The organism is Mesorhizobium sp. M0870 (assembly GCF_040319775.1).
In the GTDB taxonomy this organism is placed as follows: domain Bacteria; phylum Pseudomonadota; class Alphaproteobacteria; order Rhizobiales; family Rhizobiaceae; genus Mesorhizobium.
This window is the reverse complement of the sequence record NZ_JAMYOI010000014.1, coordinates 148368-164114: the sequence shown is the minus strand read 5'-3', so window position 1 is coordinate 164114 and position 15747 is coordinate 148368. Positions and strand designations below refer to the sequence as shown.

The following is a 15747-nucleotide window of genomic DNA, read 5'->3' as shown; positions in this document are numbered from 1 at the left end:
TCTTGTCCACTCCGGGTTCCCTTTGGGACATCTACAGGTCGCGGCTCTCCGCCGCGACCTTCACCGACCTGACGCATGCGTTTCATCCGGGCCAGCCGCACTTCCCGGCCTTTCCGGACGAGGAGCGCCGTGCGTTGCTCGATTTTTCGAAGGGCGACGCCTTCCAGGTCCACCACTACGCCTTCGTCGGACAGTGGGGCACCCATGTCGATCCGCCGGTGCACTTCATCGACGGCGGCCGCTCGATCGACCAACTGTCGGTGGCGGAGATGCTTCTGCCGTTGGTCATCCTCGACATCAGCGACAGGGTCGCCGCCGATCCCGACGCGACGCCGACGCTCGACGACATTTCCGCCTGGGAGACACGGAACGGCCGTATCCCGGAAAAGTGTTTTGTCGCGCTTCGCACCGGGTGGTGGCCGCGCTGGCCAGACCCCGTGGCGTTTCAGAACAAGTCGGCCGACGGTATCTCGCATGCGCCGGGCTGGTCGAAGCCGGTGCTGGAGGAACTTTTGGAACGCCGCGGTGTCGCTGCCATCGGGCACGAGGGCATGGACACCGATCCCGGCCGCGCCACTTCCGCGGGTGACGCAAGCCTGGAATACTATGTGCTGTCCCGCGACTGCTGGCAGATCGAGCTCCTGGCCAATCTCGACAAGGTGCCTGACGCCGGCGCGTTGATAATGGCAAGCTGGCCAAAGCCAAAGGCCGGATCCGGCTTCCCGGCTCGCGCTGTCGCCATCCATGAAGCGGCCGGCTGAACGCGTGAAACCGCAGCTGGCGGCGTCTAGGGGCCGCCACACAACGATCACCAGACACACGGAATTCAGACATGGATATAGACACAGTCCGCGATGCTTTTCCGGCGATGGCGAGAGGTGCCGAGCCGAAGAAGCGGATTTTCTTCGACAATCCCGCGGGAACCCAGATGGCGAGCCGTTCGATCGAGCGCATGACGCGTGCCATGATCGAGACCAACGCCAATCTTGGTGGCTATTTCGAAACCTCACTCGCGGCCCAGGCGATGGTCGACGACGCGCATCAGGCGATGGCCGATTTCTTCAATGCCGCGGACCGGCGTGAGGTGGTGTTCGGCCAGAACATGACGACGCTGACTTTCGCCGTCTCGCGCGCCATCGGCCGCGATCTGAACGCCGGCGACGCCATCGTGTTGACGCGCATGGATCATGACGCCAACGTCGCACCCTGGCTGATGCTGGCGGAGGATCGCGGGCTTGAGGTACGCTGGATCGACCTCGATCCAAAAACGTTCGAACTCGACCTGTCGACGCTGGAGGCCACTATCGACGAGGAGGTCAAGCTGGTCGCCGTCGGCTATGCCAGCAACGTTACCGGCACGATCAACGACGTGAAGCGGATCGCGCAGCGCGCACGCGCGGTCGGGGCGCTGAGCTATATCGACGCGGTGCAGTTCGCGCCGCATGGAGTGATCGACGTCCAGGAGATTGGCTGTGATTTCCTGGTTTGCTCGGCCTACAAATTTTTCGGACCGCATCACGGGGTGTTGTGGGGCCGGTTCGATCTGCTGCAGGCGCTGACCGCCTACAAGGTGCGCGCGGCTTCGAACACGCCACCTGGAAAATTCGAGACGGGGACGACAAGCCGCGAGGCGCTTGCCGGGGTGCTTGGCGCCGTCGAGCACTATGCCTGGCTCGGACAGTCCTTCGGCAACGTCCACCCGCAGGCGACGCGGCGCGAGCGCATCGTCGCCGGCATTGAAGTCGCCGACCGTTATGAGCGTGTCCTGACAGCACGGCTGATTGCCGGATTGTCCAGAATTGATGGCGTCTTGGTCCAGGGTATAACCGATGTGGCGGCGCTGGCGCGCCGGGTGCCTACCGTGTCGATCACCGTTGACGGAACCGATCCCGCCGATATCGCCAAGGCGATGGCAAAGGAAGGCATCTATCTCTGGCATGGCCACAATTACGGTTTGGAACCAATCAAGCGGCTGGGGCTTGCGGACCGCAACGGCGTCGTCCGCATCGGGCTGGCCCATTATAACACCGAGGCGGAAGTCGATTTTCTGTTGGCGAAGCTGGCGGACTGGATGAAGACGCGGACCTGACATGCGCGACAGAAACGGAACCCCGAGGATCGGCGTCAAGCTGCGCCATGCCAGACAGGTGCTTGGCCTCAGCCTGGAAGAGCTCGGCGCCCGCATCGGGCTGACAGAGGGTTATCTCTCGAAGATCGAAAACGACCGCGCGACGCCCTCGATGGCGGCTCTGCACCGGCTGGTGCAGGCGCTGGGCATCAACATGAACGCTATGTTCGGCACGCTGCAGCACAATGCCTCGGAAGTGTTCGTGTTGCGGCAAAACGAGCGTCCGCACATGGAGACGGGACATCGGCGCTCGGGCAACCATGTCGTGCTCGAGCAATTGGTGCCATCCGGTCCGGAATATCTGCTGCAGATCAATGTCCACGTGATCGAGGCCGGCGGCGGCAGCCTCGAGTTGATCAGCCACAAGGGACAGGAATTCGGCTACGTGCTCGAAGGTTCCGTCGAGTTGCTGGTCGAGACGAACGTGGTGGCGCTCGAGGCAGGCGACGCGTTTTATTTCAACTCCGAACTCGGCCACGGCTACCGCAATATCGGTTCGACCACGGTCCGTATCCTCTGGGTCAACACGCCGCCGACATTCTGACCGCCTCTATCGCGGAGTTGTGAAGGCGTTGTTCAATGAGCCAACGCCCACAGGACAACAGCCGCCGGGCCATCGGCCGTTCTGTTTCAATGCCCGAACGCGAGCGGCGGCGCCAACCGGTCGCGCCGCAGCCAGCGCGCCAGCAGCAGCGCGGCCACCACGGCCAGCCCCGTCGACAGGCCGATCCAGATGCCGACGCCATGCAGGCCGAAATGGAAGGCGAGCAGCACGCCGAGCGGCAGGCCGACGCCCCAATAGCCGATCGCGGCATAGATCATCGGCACCTTGGTGTCATGCAGGCCGCGCAGCATGCCGGCGGCCACCGCCTGGGCGCCGTCGAAGACCTGGAACAGCGCCGCGAAGACCAGGAACGACACGGCAAGTTCGATCACCCTGGCATTGGCCGGATTGCCCAGATCGATGAAGGCGCTGATCAGCGGATGCGGCCACAGGATCATCACCAGCCCCATCAGCGCCATGAACGAGACGCCGATGACAAAGGCGGTCCAGCCGGCGCGCGAGACGCCTTCCGGATTGCCGGCGCCGTGCGCAAGGCCGACGCGCACCGTCACCGCCTGGTTGAGGCCGAGCGGCACCATGAAGGAGATCGAGGCGATCTGGATGGCGATCGCGTGCGCGGCCAGGGAATCCGCGTCGATCAGGCCCATCAGCAGGGCCGCCGCATTGAAGATCGTCACCTCGAAGGCGAGGATGCCGGCAATCGGCAGGCCGAGCCGCAACAGGCCCTTGAAGCGCGGCCAGTCGGCGCGCCAGAAACGGCCGAACAGACGGTAGCGGCGGAACTTCTTCTCCAGCATCACCACGGCAGCCATGCCGATGAACATCAGCGCTGAGGACAGCGAGGTGGCAAGGCCCGACCCGGCAATGCCCATTGCCGGCACGCCGAGATTGCCGAACATGAACACCCAGTTGAAGAAGACGTTGCAGGCGACGGCGACGAAGACGATGACCAGCGCCCAGCCCGGCCGTTCCAGCGCCGAGATGAACGAGCGCAGCACGATATAGAAGTAGAAGGGCAGCACCGCCCATTCGAGCCAGCGCAGATAGATGCCGGCCTGATGGGCCAGAACCGGGTCCTGGCCCATGGCCAATAGAATGCCCTCGCCGTGCCAAAGCACGAGCCAGATCGGGATCGAGATCAGGATCGCCAGCCACAGGCCCTGGCGCACGGTGCGGCGCAGGTCGCGCACCGAATAGCGGCGGCGGCCGAGCTCGGTAGCGATCATCGGCGAGGTCGCCAGCATCAGGCCGAGGCCGAAGATCAGCGGCATGAAATAAAGGTTGGCGCCAAGCGCGCCGCTGGCCAGCGTATCCGGGCCCAGACGACCCATCATCATGACGTCGGTGGCCGTCATCGCGGTCTGGCCGAGATTGGTCAGCACCATCGGCCAGGCGAGCGCCAGCGTCGCCCTGATTTCCTGACGCCAAAGATTTTCCGGCGCGCGAGCGCCGGCTTCGATCGCAGACATTGTTCCGCTCTTTCCAGCTACGGCACGTCGGCCAGAGCCGGAAGCCGCATGTCAAACGGCAAAACCTTCGGTTTCGCCGCGTTTGCGTCAGCTTCTGGACGAAACGCGACATGAAGGCAAGAGAGGAGGGACGGGAACGGATTGAGCCAGCGACCGGCCCGATGCTCTAGCGGATCGCGTCCAGCATCCGGCGCTGGCGGTGCATCTCGAGGAAAACCTTGTAGTCGCGCTCGAAACGCCCTGATGATTTCGGGTTCGACGGGCGCGTCCTGCCGCCTTGCTGCATGGCAAGACAGGCGGCGTTGAGGTCGGGAAACAGCCCGGCAGCGGTGGCGGCGATCATGCCGGTGCCGAGCAGCACCGCCTCGTCGGCCAGCGGCTCGATCACCGTGCAGCCGGTGGCGTCGGCGTAGAGTTCCATCAGCAGCGGGTTCTTGGTGTGGCCGCCGGTGACGTGCAGCGTGTCGATCAGATAGCCGTTCTTGTTCAGTGCCTCCAGCACGTGGCGCACGCCGAGCGCGATGCCGACGGCGGTGCGCCAATAGAGCTTGCACAGGCTGTCGAAGGAGGAATCCAGCGTCAGCCCGCTGACGACGCCGACGGCATGCGGATCGGCGAGCGGTGAGCGGTTGCCATGAAAGTCGGGCAGCACATGCAGCCTTGCGGCGAGGCTGTCGCCCTCGATGGCGCGCAGCTCGGCGACACGCCTGGCGATCTTCGCATGCATGGCGGCATCCGGCTCGCCGCCGGCGCCGTGCCAGCGGATGATGTGGTCGAGCAGGGCGCCGGTCGCCGACTGGCCGCCTTCCGACAGCCACAGCCTGGGCAGCGCCGCGCCGTAATACGGCCCCCAGACGCCGGCGAAAGGCTGCGGATCCGGTGACATCGCCATGACGCAGCTCGACGTGCCGGCGATCAGCGCCAAATGCCGGCCGATGTCCTGTTCGTCGCCGGCAAAGCCGCCGAGCACGCCAAGCGCGCCGGCATAGGCATCGATGACGCCGGAGCCCACCCGGCATTTCTCGCTCAGCCCAAGCTCGGCCGCCGCTTGCGCCGTTAATCGACCGATATCGGCGCCGACGGGACTGGCCTTTTCCGGCAGGCTGCCGTGCTCGAAAAGATCGCCGAGGCCGACGAGCTCGAAGAAGTCGCGCCGCCAGCCTGTCTCCTCATGCGCCAGATAGGTCCATTTGGCGGTCAGCGTGCATTGCGAGCGGGCCAGCGAACCCGTCGCTTGCCAGGTCAGGAAATCGGTCAGGTCGAATAAATAGCCGGCTTCATTCCACGTGTCCGGCAAATTGCGCTTCAGCCACATCAGTTTCGGCGTCGCCATTTCCGGCGACATGACGCCGCCGATGTAATTCAGCACGGCGTGGCCGCTTGCCGTGCATTCGTCGGCCTCGGCGATGGCGCGGTGGTCGAGCCAGACGACGGTGTCCCAGCGCTTGTCGCCCGTGACCGAGACACTGAGCTGGCTGCCTTGCCGGTCGCGCACCACCAGCGAACAGGTGGCATCGAAGGAGATGCCGACAATGTCCTCAGGCTCGACACCGGCTTTTTCGCGGGCAGCGCGCACGGCGGTGCAGACGGCCGACCAGATATCGCGCGAATCATGCTCGGCGTGATCGGGCTTCGGCTGGTTCATGGCGATCGGCCGCTCGGCGCGGCCGAGCAAGGTGCCACTGGTGTCGAGAATGCCCGCGCGAGCGCTCCCGGTGCCGACATCGACCGCGCAAACGAACTGTTTCGTCAAGATGCTCTGTCTCTCGCTCCCAAGCCTGCAATCAGATCGGGCAATTGCAGCATGTCAGCGAATATAAAGTCCGGTTCACTCGACGCAAGCCGCGCTTTCAAGGCGGGATTGCCGGCATGCGATCCGCCGGTGAAGGCGAGCACGCGCATCCCTGCCGCCCGCGCAGCAGCGATGCCGGCCGGGCTGTCCTCGATGACGAGGCATTTGCGCGGATGGGCCCGCATGCTGGCGGCGGCATGCAGGAACAGATCCGGCGCCGGCTTTCCCTTGGCCACCATGGTGGCACTGAACAGATGCGGCTCCATCAGCCCAAGCAATCCGGTGACGTCGAGCGCGTAGCGGATGCGGTCGAGCGTGCCTGAGGACGCGACACAGTACGGCAGCCCAAGCTTGGGCAGCATCTTCCTGACGCCGGCGATCGGCTTCAGCTCCTCGCGGAATTTGCGCATCAATTCGACGCGCATCTCGGTCAGGTGCAGGTCGGTGATATCGAGCCCGAAGTCGCGGCCGAGGATCTCGCGCACGCTTTTCATGCTCTTGCCGAGGAAATGCTCGTAGGCGGCGTCCTCACTGACGCTGCCGCCGGCAAGTTTGACCATGCCAAGCAGCGCCGAGACGGAGAGCGCCTCGCTGTCGACCAGCACGCCATCACAGTCGAAGATGACCAGCTCAGGCGTCATGATGGAGAATGGCTCTCAGAGCTTGCCGGCGAGGTAGCGCGTCAGCGTCGCGCGCGCGCCATTCGCCCACAGCACGTTGAGCGCATGGGCAAAGGCCTCGACAAACGCCGTCGCGCGGCCGACATCGCCATAGATGTCCTCCATGGCGAGCCAGGCGGCGGGAGCATCCTTTGCCGCCTTTGCCGTCGCTTGCAGCCGGTCCCAGCTCGGATCGTTGGGCTCGATGACGGCACCGCTGTCGGTCGTACCGAAGCAATAGCGGCACCAGAGCGCTGATTCCAGCGCCAGGCCGACGACGCTTTTCCCGGCCTTCAGCCGGTCGGCGATGGTCGGGATGATGAATTTCGGCTGGCGGTTGGAGCCGTCGAGGCAGAGCCGGCGCACCGTGTCGCCGATCTTGGGATTGGAGAAGCGGCTCTCGATGAGCTGGTAGTAGTCTTCCAGGACCGTGTCCGGCACCGGCGGCACGGTCGGGATGATTTCGTCCCGTTCGAGCTTGGCCAGAAACCCGCTCACCAGCGGCTCCTGCATCGCCTCATGGACGAAATGGATGTCCATCAGCCCGGCCGGATAAGCGATGGTGGCGTGGCCGCCATTGAGGATGCGGATCTTCATCAATTCGTAGGGCGCAACGTCTTTGACGAACTGCACGCCGACCTTTTCCAGTGGCGGCCGGCCGCCGGTGAAATGGTCCTCCAGCACCCACTGCCGGAACGGCTCGCAGAACACCGGCCAGTTGTCCTCAAGGCCAAAATCCTTGGCGAGAATGCCGCGTTCGCGATCGGTGGTCGCCGGCGTGATGCGATCGACCATGCCGTTCGGAAAGGCGACATGCTCGCTGAGCCAGTTCGCCAGGTCCTCGTCTATCAGGCGGGCCAGGCCGATGACGCCGTCGGAGGTGACATGGCCATTGTGAGGAATGTTGTCGCACGACATCACCGTGAACGGCACGGTGCCCTCGTCGCGCCGCCGCACCAGCCCGGCAAGGATGATGCCGAACACCGTCTTCGGCGTCGCGCCGGGCTGCGCATCGGCGACGATGTCGGGGTGGGTCGGGTTGAACACGCCGGAGGCCGGATCGATGAAATAACCGCCTTCGGTGATGGTCAGCGAAACGATCTTGATCGCCGGGTCGGCAAGCCGTTCGACGATGCCGGCCGCATCGCCGGGCATCAGGAAGTCGATCATGGCGCCGGTGACGCGGGCGCTCATATGGCCGCTGTCCTGCTCGACCACCGTGGTCAGCCAATCCTGCTCTTCCAGTTTGCCGCGACCGATCTTTTCACCGTCGAACACGCCGGCGCCGATCAGCGCCCAGTCATGGCCGATGCCCGCATTGAACAAATCGTCGAGATAGACGGCCTGATGCGAGCGGTGAAAATTGCCAACGCCGAAATGCACGATGCCGGCCTTCAATGTTGCGCGGTCATACTTCGGACCGGCGACCTCAGTGGGCAGCTTGGAGAGGTTTGAGGACGAGAGTTTCACGGTCATCTGTTTTACCCTTTGGCCGGATTTCGGCCTTCGTTACGCTCCTCTCCCGGTCGGGGAGAGGATAAGGGGTGGCACTTGCTACGCGCCCGCTGATGTCGGCCTCTGCTCCTCGCGGAGGTACGAGGAGCAGAGGCCGTCCCCCGCCCTCAACTCATCCACTGGCCGCCGTCGACATTGTAGGTCTGGGCGACGACGTATTCGGCGTCGGCGCTGGCGAGAAAAACCGCCATGCCGGTAAGGTCCTGCGCCGTGCCCATGCGGCCATAGGGCACCGCCTCGCCGACCAGTTTCTTCTTCTCGCCCCTCGGCCGGTTTTCATATTTGGCGAACAGCGAATCGACGTGATCCCAGTGCTCGCCGTCGACCACGCCAGGGGCAATCGCGTTGACGTTGATGCGGTGCTTGATGAGGTCGAGCCCCGCCGACTGGGTCAGCGAGATGACGGCGGCCTTGGTGGCGCAGTAGACGCCGACCAGCGCCTCGCCGCGGCGTCCGGCCTGGCTCGCCATGTTGATGATCCTGCCGCCCCGGCCAGCGGCGATCATCGAGCGGGCGGCAGCCTGCAGCATGAACAGCGTGCCGGCGACATTGACGGAAAACAATTTGTCGTAGCTTGCCTTGGTGATCTCGACGATCGGCGCCAGGTCGAACAGGGCGGCGTTGTTGATCAGGATATCCAGGCCACCGGTCTTCGTCTCGACGGCTTTCACCGCCGCTTCGATCGAGGCGAGGTCGGTGACGTCGAGCTTGACCGCATAGGCCTTGCCGCCGATCTCGGCGGCTGTCTTCTGCGCCGCCTCGAGATTGATGTCGGCGATGGCGACGGTTGCGCCTTCGCCGGCATAGGCTTCGGCGAAGGCTCTGCCGATGCCGCGGGCCGAACCCGTGATCAGCGCGGATTTGCCGGCCAGTCTCATGCTCACATCGCCTTTCCGTCGGCGCCGAAGCGGTGCAGCTTGGCCTTGTCCGCTGTCAGATAGATGGTGTCGCCGTGACGGACGGCGAGTTCGCCGTCGGCGCGCACTGTCAGCGGACCGACGCCATCGGACTGGACGTGCAGGAAGGTGTCGGAGCCGAGATGTTCGGCGACGCCGACAGTGGCTTTCCATTCGCCCGCCGTGGTCGAGATCTCCAGATGCTCGGGACGGATGCCGATGGTCTTGGCGCCGTTTTTGGCAGCCGGCGCGCCTTCTATCAGGTTCATCTTCGGCGAGCCGATGAAGCCGGCGACGAACAGGTTCTTCGGCGTCTTGTAGAGCTCCATCGGCGAGCCGACCTGCTCGATGTTGCCGGCGTTCAGCACGACGATCTTGTCGGCCATGGTCATGGCTTCGACCTGATCGTGGGTGACGTAGATCATGGTGGTCTTGAGCTGATGGTGCAACTCGCTGATCTCCAGCCGCATGGTGCCGCGCAGTGCCGCATCGAGGTTGGACAGCGGTTCGTCGAACAGGAATGCGGTCGGCTGACGCACGATGGCGCGGCCGATGGCGACGCGTTGGCGCTGGCCGCCGGAAAGCTGGCCGGGCCGGCGTTCGAGATAGTTGGTCAAGTTGAGCACGCGCGCCGCGTCTCCCACCTTCTTGTCGATGGTCGCCTTGTCCTCACCGGCCATCTTCAGCGGAAAGCCGATGTTCTTGGCCACCGTCATGTGCGGATAGAGCGCGTAGGACTGGAACACCATGGCCAGCTTGCGCTTGGCCGGTGCCTCGCCGGTGACGTCGCGGCCGTCGATGTTGATGGAGCCGCCGCTGGTGTCCTCGAGCCCGGCGATCAGGCGCAGCAGCGTTGACTTGCCGCAACCCGACGGGCCGACGAAGACGACGAACTCGCCATTCTCGATCACCAGGTCGAGACCGGGGATGATGGACGTCGCTCCGAAGGATTTGGAGACGTTCTTGAGCGTGATGTTTCCCATGATTTCCTCCCCGAGGGGTTATTTCTGCCGATTGCTTCGAACAATTCCGTTATTTCACCGCACCACCAATTATTTGACCGCACCAAATGTCAGGCCGCGCACCAACTGCTTCTGGCTGAACCAGCCCATGATCAGGATCGGCGCGATGGCCAGCGTCGAGGCGGCCGAAAGCTTGGCCCAGAACAGGCCTTGCGGGCTGGAGAACGAGCTGATGAAGGCGGTCAGCGGTGCGGCTTCCGTCGTCGTCAGCCGGATTGTCCAGAACGCCTCGTTCCAGGCCAGGATGATGTTGAGCAGCATCGTCGAGGCGATGCCCGGCACCGCCATCGGCGTCAGCACATAGACGATCTCGTTCCACAGCGAGGCGCCGTCCATGCGCGCCGCTTCCAGGATCTCGCCCGGTATTTCGCGGAAGTAAGTGTAGAGCATCCACACCACGATCGGCAGGTTGATCAGCATCAGCATGATCATCAGGCCGATGCGGCTGTCGAGCAGTCCGGTATCGCGGAAGATCAAGTAGATCGGGAACAGCACCGCGACCGCGGGCATCATCTTGGTGGACAGCATCCACATCAAGATGTCCTTGGTCCGCTTGGTCGGCGAGAAGGCCATCGACCATGCCGCCGGTATGGCGACCAGCAGGGCCAGGATGGTCGAGCCGACCGAGAGCAGAACCGAGTTGAAGAAGAACTTGAAGTAGCCGCTTTGCGCCTGAACCTCGGCATAGCTCTCGAACGTTCCCGACGGGATGATGCTGAAGCCCTGGATGGCTTCCTGCTCCGACTTGAACGAGGTGATGATCGTGTAGAGGATCGGGAAGAAGATCAGCAGGGCGACGATCCAGGCGGCAATTGTCGCAATCGTCTTGTGCTGGGTGGTGACTGAGCGTGCCATCGTAGCCTCCCTTACTTGTCCAGGTTCTTGCCGACCGCGCGCATGGCGAAGAAGGCAACGATGTTGGCGAGAATGACGGCGATCACGCCGCCGGCGGATGCCTGGCCGATTTTGAACTCCAGCAACGCCTTCTGGTAGACGAGGAAGGGCAGGTTGGTGGAGGCGTATCCCGGGCCGCCATTGGTGGTGACGAGGATCTCGGCATAGACGGAGAGGAGGAAGATCGTCTGGATCAGGATGACGACCGTGATGGCGCGCGACATGTGCGGCAGCGTCAGATAGATGAAGCGGCTGATGAAGCCGGCGCCGTCCATCTCGGCGGCTTCCTTCTGCTCACCGTCGAGCGACTGCAACGCGGTCAAGAGAATGAGCGTGGCGAAAGGCAGCCATTGCCAGGCGACGATGATGATGATCGCCAGCATCGGATGCTGCCCGAACCAGTCGATCGGCTGGGCCCCGAAGAAGCGGGCTATATCGGCGAACACCCCGTATTGCGGGTGCATGATCATGTTCTTCCAGACCAGTGCGGCCACCGGCGGCATGACGAAGAACGGCGAAATGACGAGGATGCGCACGATGCCCTGGCCCCACATCGGCTGGTCGATCAGCAGCGCCAGAAGGATGCCGCCGATCACCGTGATCAGGAGCACGCTGACCACCAAGGTGAGCGTGTTGAGGATCGATTGCAGGAAGGCCGGGTTGGAATAGAACAGCGCGTAGTTCGAGAAGCCGACGAAGCCGTCGCGGATCGGATTGAGCGGGTTGTATTGCTGGAAAGAGAACCAGATGGTGATGACCAGCGGCACAATCATCCAGACGAACAGCAGCACCACGGATGGCGCCATCATGAAACGGGCAAGCGAACGGGTCTGCTGAGTAGCCATGACGGTCACCCTTCACTGGTCAGACGGAATTTTCAAAAGGCGTTAAAGGCGGCCGCCCGAACTGGGAACTCGGGCGGCCGTTGCCGGTCAGGAGGCGACCGGCAGTCGGCACCGGGAGGAGCCTTACTTGATGTACCCGCCTTCGGTCATAGCCGCGGTGGCGGCGTCCTGGGCCTGCTTCAGGGCGTCGTCGACGCTCGACTGGCCGGCAAGAGCCGCCGAGAAGAGCTGGCCGACAGTGGTGCCAAGACCCTGGAACTCAGGGATGGCGACGAACTGCACGCCGACATAGGGCACCGGCTTGACGGTCGGATGCGTCGGGTCGGCGGCGTTGATGGAGTCCAGCGTCATCTTGGCGAACGGAGCCGCCTTCTGGTATTCGGCATTGGCGTAGAGCGAGGAGCGCGTGCCCGGAGGAACGTTGGCCCAGCCTTCCTTCGAAGCGACGAGTTCCGCATAATGCTTGCTGGTCGCCCAGGAGACGAATTTCTGGGCGGCATCGGCCTTCTGCGTGCCGGCGGGGATCGCCAGCGACCATGCCCACAGCCAATTGCCGCGCTTGCCCAGGCCATTGTCGGGTGCCAGCGCATATCCAACCTTGTCGGCGACCTGCGATGCCTTGGGATCGGAGACGAAGGACGCAGCGACGGTGGCGTCGATCCACATGCCGCATTTGCCCTGCTGGAACAGCGCCAGGTTTTCGTTGAAGCCGTTGGAGGACGCACCCTCAGGGCCGTCGGCCTTCATCAGGTCGACATAGAACTGCAGCGTGTTCTTCCATTCCGGCTGATCGAACTGCGGCTTCCAGTTCTCGTCGAACCAGCGCGCCCCGAAGGAGTTCGACATGGCGGTCAGGAAAGCCATGTTCTCGCCCCAGCCGGCCTTGCCGCGCAGGCACACGCCGTTCACGCCATTGGCGCGATCGGTCATCTTGTCGGCGGCCTGCCTGATGAAGTCCCAGGTGGGCGCGTCGGGCATCTTCAGTCCGGCCTTCTCGATCAGGTCCTTGCGGTACATGACGAAGGAGCTTTCGCCGTAGAAGGGCGCGGCATAGAGCTTGCCGTCGACCGAAAGGCCGCCGGCGATGGCCGGGATGATATCCTTGGCGTCGTAGTCGTCGCCGAGCTTGTCGAGCGGCAGCAGCCAGCTCTGCTTGGCCCAGATCGGAACCTCATAGGTGCCGATGGTCATCACGTCGTACTGGCCGCCCTTGGTGGCGATGTCGGTGGTGACGCGCTCGCGCAGCACGTTTTCTTCGAGCGTAACCCAGTTGAGCTGGATGTCGGGGTTCGCCTTGGTGAAGTCCTCGGTCAGCTTTTGCATGCGGACCATATCGCCATTGTTGACGGTGGCGATGGTGATGGATTCGGCATGTGCGGCGAACGCAAGCGTGCTGGCCGTCAACAAGCCCAGGGTGAGCGTGCGAAGTTTCATCAAATTCCTCCCTTGAACCAAGATGAGCATTTGCCTTGGCTTTGGGCAATTACTCACTTGGCGTGAATTATGTCAAGCCGGATTCGATGCTGCAGCGCAGCACTTGGGCGACACCGCAGGCCGGGACGAGCGAAATGCCAGGGCGCGGATCGTCCCGGCCGCATACAGTGAGGCAACGGCGGATACATCTGCGAGAACCAGGTGCAGCCCGGAAGCTTGCCGGTCAGCAGGCGATCTCGGCCAGCAGCCAGTCGCGGAAGGCACGGATCTTCGGCACGTTGCGGCGCGCCTCGGGATAGACCAGCCAATAGGCATGGCCGTCGTCGCCAACCAGATCGAAAGGTTGGATCAGGCGCCCGTCCGCGAGTTCCGCCTTGAACAGCGCCCTGGTCAGGATCGCGACGCCATGACCGGCGATCGCCGCATTGGCCTCATAGGCCTGCGCGCCCATGCTGCTGCCGGGCCGCTTGGCAAGATCGTGCGAGTGCACGCCAGCAGCCGAGAACCATTCCGTCCACCAGATGTCGCCGGGATCGAGGATAGGCAGCCGCAAGAGGTCGGCCGGTTCCCTGACGCCGCCGATGGTCGCCGCGAGTTTCGGGCTCAGCATCGGCGTGAAGTCGGCATCGAGCAGCTTGTGCGCTTCCAGGCCCGGCCATTTGCCGCCGCCCGAGCGGATGGCGATATCGGTATCCTCGCGGGCAAAGTCGGTCAGGCGGCTCGACGTTTCGAGCCGCACCGCCAGCGACGGATGGGCGATCTGGAACGACCCCAGCCGGTGCGCGAGCCAGTTCGAGGCGAATGTCAGCACCGTCGTGACGCACAGCAAGCCGTCGGCCCCGCCACGCACCGCGGCATAGGCCTGGCCAAGGATGGCGAAGGCCTCGCTGACCGCAGGTGCCAGGCGCTGCCCGGCCTCGGTTAACACGATCTGCCGCGGCCGGCGTAGGAACAGCGGCGCGCCGACACGCTCCTCCAGCACCTTGATCTGATAGCTGACCGCCGCTTGCGTCATGGCGAGTTCGCCGGCGGCCTTGGTGAAGGAAAGATGCCGCGCCACCGCGTCGAACACCCGGATCGCCTGCAGCGGCGGGAGTGGCGAAACCTGTCGCGAGCCGAGGTCCGGCATAAGGCCTCCTTATGGATCATGATCGATGTTCGATTGGCAAAGACCGCCGGCAAGACCGACATTCCCAGTCAACCCGTCATTCGGGTCCAGGATAGCGAAGGTTGACGATCATGACCATGGCGCAGCAAAAATGCACTCCCGCACCGGATCACCGCTGGTTTTCGTGGCTGACGGATGGATTCGGCTGGTTCGCGACCAAAAAACGGGCACATCTCGATATCAGGGACCTGTCGCCGCATCTGCAGCGCGATCTCGGGTTTCTCGATGGCAACGACCCTTTCGGGCGGCACGGCTAGTGCGGTTGGCCTTATCGCAAACCGGTTGTGGGTCCGGTCAGATGCCAGCCAGCAGGGCGGCGGCGGTCCGTTCATCGGTGATGAGGCCGTTGATCAGCCGCCGGTTCGCGGCCGCTAGGATGCCTGGCAGCTTTCGTTCGCCCATGGCCAGTGCGATGACCAGCGATTTCTCGCGTGACGGTAGCGAAGCCGACGACACCCGGTCGTTGGTGATGCCCTCGATCATGCGGCCCTCCCTATCGAACACCCAGCCGACGATCTCCGCGATGCCGCCGGCCTTCTGCAGCGCCTTCAATTCGCTCTCCGAAATGAAGCCGTCTTCGTAGAGCGGCGCCTTGGGGCCGAGATCGCCGATGCCGATGAAGGTGACGTCGGCTTCCGCCGCCAGCGCCAACGTCGGCTGGATCATCGGCTGGTTGAGCAGCATCTCGCGCTCCTCCGGCGACGAGGCGATGACCGGCAGCGGCATCGGGAAGGAGCGCGCCTTGACCCTGTCGGCCATGGTGAAGATGACGTTGTAGAAGGCGGCCGAGCCGTCCGGCGAGATGTTGCCGGTCAACGACACCACCTTGTGCTGCGGGCATTCCATTGGCGGCAGCTGCTCGATCGCCGCCTTTAGCGTGCGACCGGTGCCGATCGCCATGACGATCGGGGTCGGCGACCGCAGCCGCCGCTCGATCTCGGCGGCAGCCGCCTCGGCGATGCCGATCGTGGTCGAGGACGAATTGGGGTCGCTCGGCACCACCTCGACCAGATCGAGCGCAAAGCGCGATCTCAGCCGTGCCGCCAGATCGAGACAGTTGGCGATCGGATGGTCGACGCGAACCTTGATCAAGCCCTCCGACACCGCCAGCGATACCAGCCGCTGCGCCGTCTGCCGCGAAATGCCGAGCGTCGAAGCGATCTGGTCCTGTGTGTTGCCGGCAACATAATAAAGCCAGCCGGCGCGCGCCGCATCGTCCAGCCTGTTGCTGCCACCATCCTGCCGGCTATTCAAAGTCCTGCCTCCCGAGACCGCCGGTTGTGAGAGCGGCCCATGCCCCACTTTCGCAGGGAACGGCCAACTGCGCAATTGTCAATCTCGGGAGCAATTGCTTGCTGTT

General features: G+C 63.9%; 15 protein-coding genes. 4 read left to right on the top strand and 11 right to left on the bottom strand.

Features of this window, described 5'->3' with window-relative positions; genetic code table 11:
- Positions 1 to 2: 2 nt before the first annotated feature.
- The 3 genes from NKH97_RS18830 to NKH97_RS18820 all read left to right on the top strand — a co-directional run bounded on the left by NKH97_RS18830 (position 3) and on the right by NKH97_RS18820 (position 2672).
- On the top strand, positions 3 to 761 hold the full coding sequence (locus NKH97_RS18830) for a cyclase family protein (protein ID WP_023810714.1): 759 nt from the start codon (positions 3 to 5) through the stop codon (positions 759 to 761).
- Between the two features lie 71 nt (positions 762 to 832).
- Entirely contained in the window at positions 833 to 2089 is a 1257-nt protein-coding gene (locus NKH97_RS18825) for a cysteine desulfurase-like protein (protein ID WP_352776186.1), read from the top strand.
- A gap of 1 nt (position 2090) precedes the next feature.
- Positions 2091 to 2672, top strand: a complete 582-nt coding sequence (locus NKH97_RS18820) for a cupin domain-containing protein (protein ID WP_023810712.1) — start codon at positions 2091 to 2093, stop codon at positions 2670 to 2672.
- Positions 2673 to 2758: 86 nt separating this feature from the next.
- Here NKH97_RS18820 and NKH97_RS18815 read toward each other — a convergent pair whose 3' ends face one another.
- The 10 genes from NKH97_RS18815 to gcvA form a co-directional block, all read right to left on the bottom strand.
- Positions 2759 to 4162, bottom strand: a complete 1404-nt coding sequence (locus NKH97_RS18815; RefSeq protein WP_023810711.1) for an MATE family efflux transporter — start codon at positions 4160 to 4162, stop codon at positions 2759 to 2761.
- A 166-nt stretch (positions 4163 to 4328) separates the two neighbouring features.
- Positions 4329 to 5915, bottom strand: coding sequence for an FGGY-family carbohydrate kinase (locus NKH97_RS18810; RefSeq protein ID WP_352798384.1), 1587 nt, complete (start codon positions 5913 to 5915; stop codon positions 4329 to 4331).
- Positions 5912 to 6595, bottom strand: coding sequence for an HAD family hydrolase (locus NKH97_RS18805; RefSeq protein ID WP_023810708.1), 684 nt, complete (start codon positions 6593 to 6595; stop codon positions 5912 to 5914). Before NKH97_RS18805 ends, NKH97_RS18810 begins: the two co-directional genes overlap by 4 nt.
- Before the next feature lie 15 nt (positions 6596 to 6610).
- A complete protein-coding gene (locus tag NKH97_RS18800) occupies positions 6611 to 8089 on the bottom strand; it encodes a mannitol dehydrogenase family protein (protein ID WP_352793359.1) in 1479 nt (492 codons plus the stop codon).
- Positions 8090 to 8235: 146 nt separating this feature from the next.
- Positions 8236 to 9006 (bottom strand): L-iditol 2-dehydrogenase, encoded by a 771-nt coding sequence (locus NKH97_RS18795; protein ID WP_128304237.1) that lies wholly within the window; start codon positions 9004 to 9006, stop codon positions 8236 to 8238.
- 2 nt (positions 9007 to 9008) lie between these two features.
- Entirely contained in the window at positions 9009 to 10007 is a 999-nt protein-coding gene (locus tag NKH97_RS18790; RefSeq protein ID WP_023810706.1) for an ABC transporter ATP-binding protein, read from the bottom strand.
- A 69-nt stretch (positions 10008 to 10076) separates the two neighbouring features.
- The gene (locus NKH97_RS18785; protein ID WP_352553102.1) at positions 10077 to 10901 is read right to left on the bottom strand and encodes a carbohydrate ABC transporter permease; all 825 of its coding nucleotides are present in this window, start codon (positions 10899 to 10901) and stop codon (positions 10077 to 10079) included.
- Positions 10902 to 10912: 11 nt separating this feature from the next.
- On the bottom strand, positions 10913 to 11785 hold the full coding sequence (locus NKH97_RS18780) for a carbohydrate ABC transporter permease (protein ID WP_013528414.1): 873 nt from the start codon (positions 11783 to 11785) through the stop codon (positions 10913 to 10915).
- A gap of 123 nt (positions 11786 to 11908) precedes the next feature.
- Positions 11909 to 13219 carry an ABC transporter substrate-binding protein gene (locus NKH97_RS18775; protein ID WP_128304222.1) on the bottom strand — a complete coding sequence of 437 codons (1311 nt, stop codon included), beginning with the start codon at positions 13217 to 13219 and terminating at the stop codon, positions 11909 to 11911.
- Positions 13220 to 13442: 223 nt separating this feature from the next.
- Positions 13443 to 14348: a transcriptional regulator GcvA gene (gene gcvA, locus NKH97_RS18770; protein WP_023810703.1), complete on the bottom strand. Its 906-nt coding sequence runs from the start codon at positions 14346 to 14348 to the stop codon at positions 13443 to 13445.
- A gap of 110 nt (positions 14349 to 14458) precedes the next feature.
- Here gcvA and NKH97_RS18765 point away from each other — a divergent pair, with 110 nt between their 5' ends.
- A complete protein-coding gene (locus NKH97_RS18765) occupies positions 14459 to 14644 on the top strand; it encodes a hypothetical protein (protein ID WP_023810702.1) in 186 nt (61 codons plus the stop codon).
- Positions 14645 to 14681: 37 nt separating this feature from the next.
- Here the strand turns inward: NKH97_RS18765 and NKH97_RS18760 are convergent, their stop codons facing one another.
- Entirely contained in the window at positions 14682 to 15641 is a 960-nt protein-coding gene (locus NKH97_RS18760) for a sugar-binding transcriptional regulator (RefSeq protein ID WP_023810701.1), read from the bottom strand.
- Positions 15642 to 15747 lie beyond the last annotated feature (106 nt).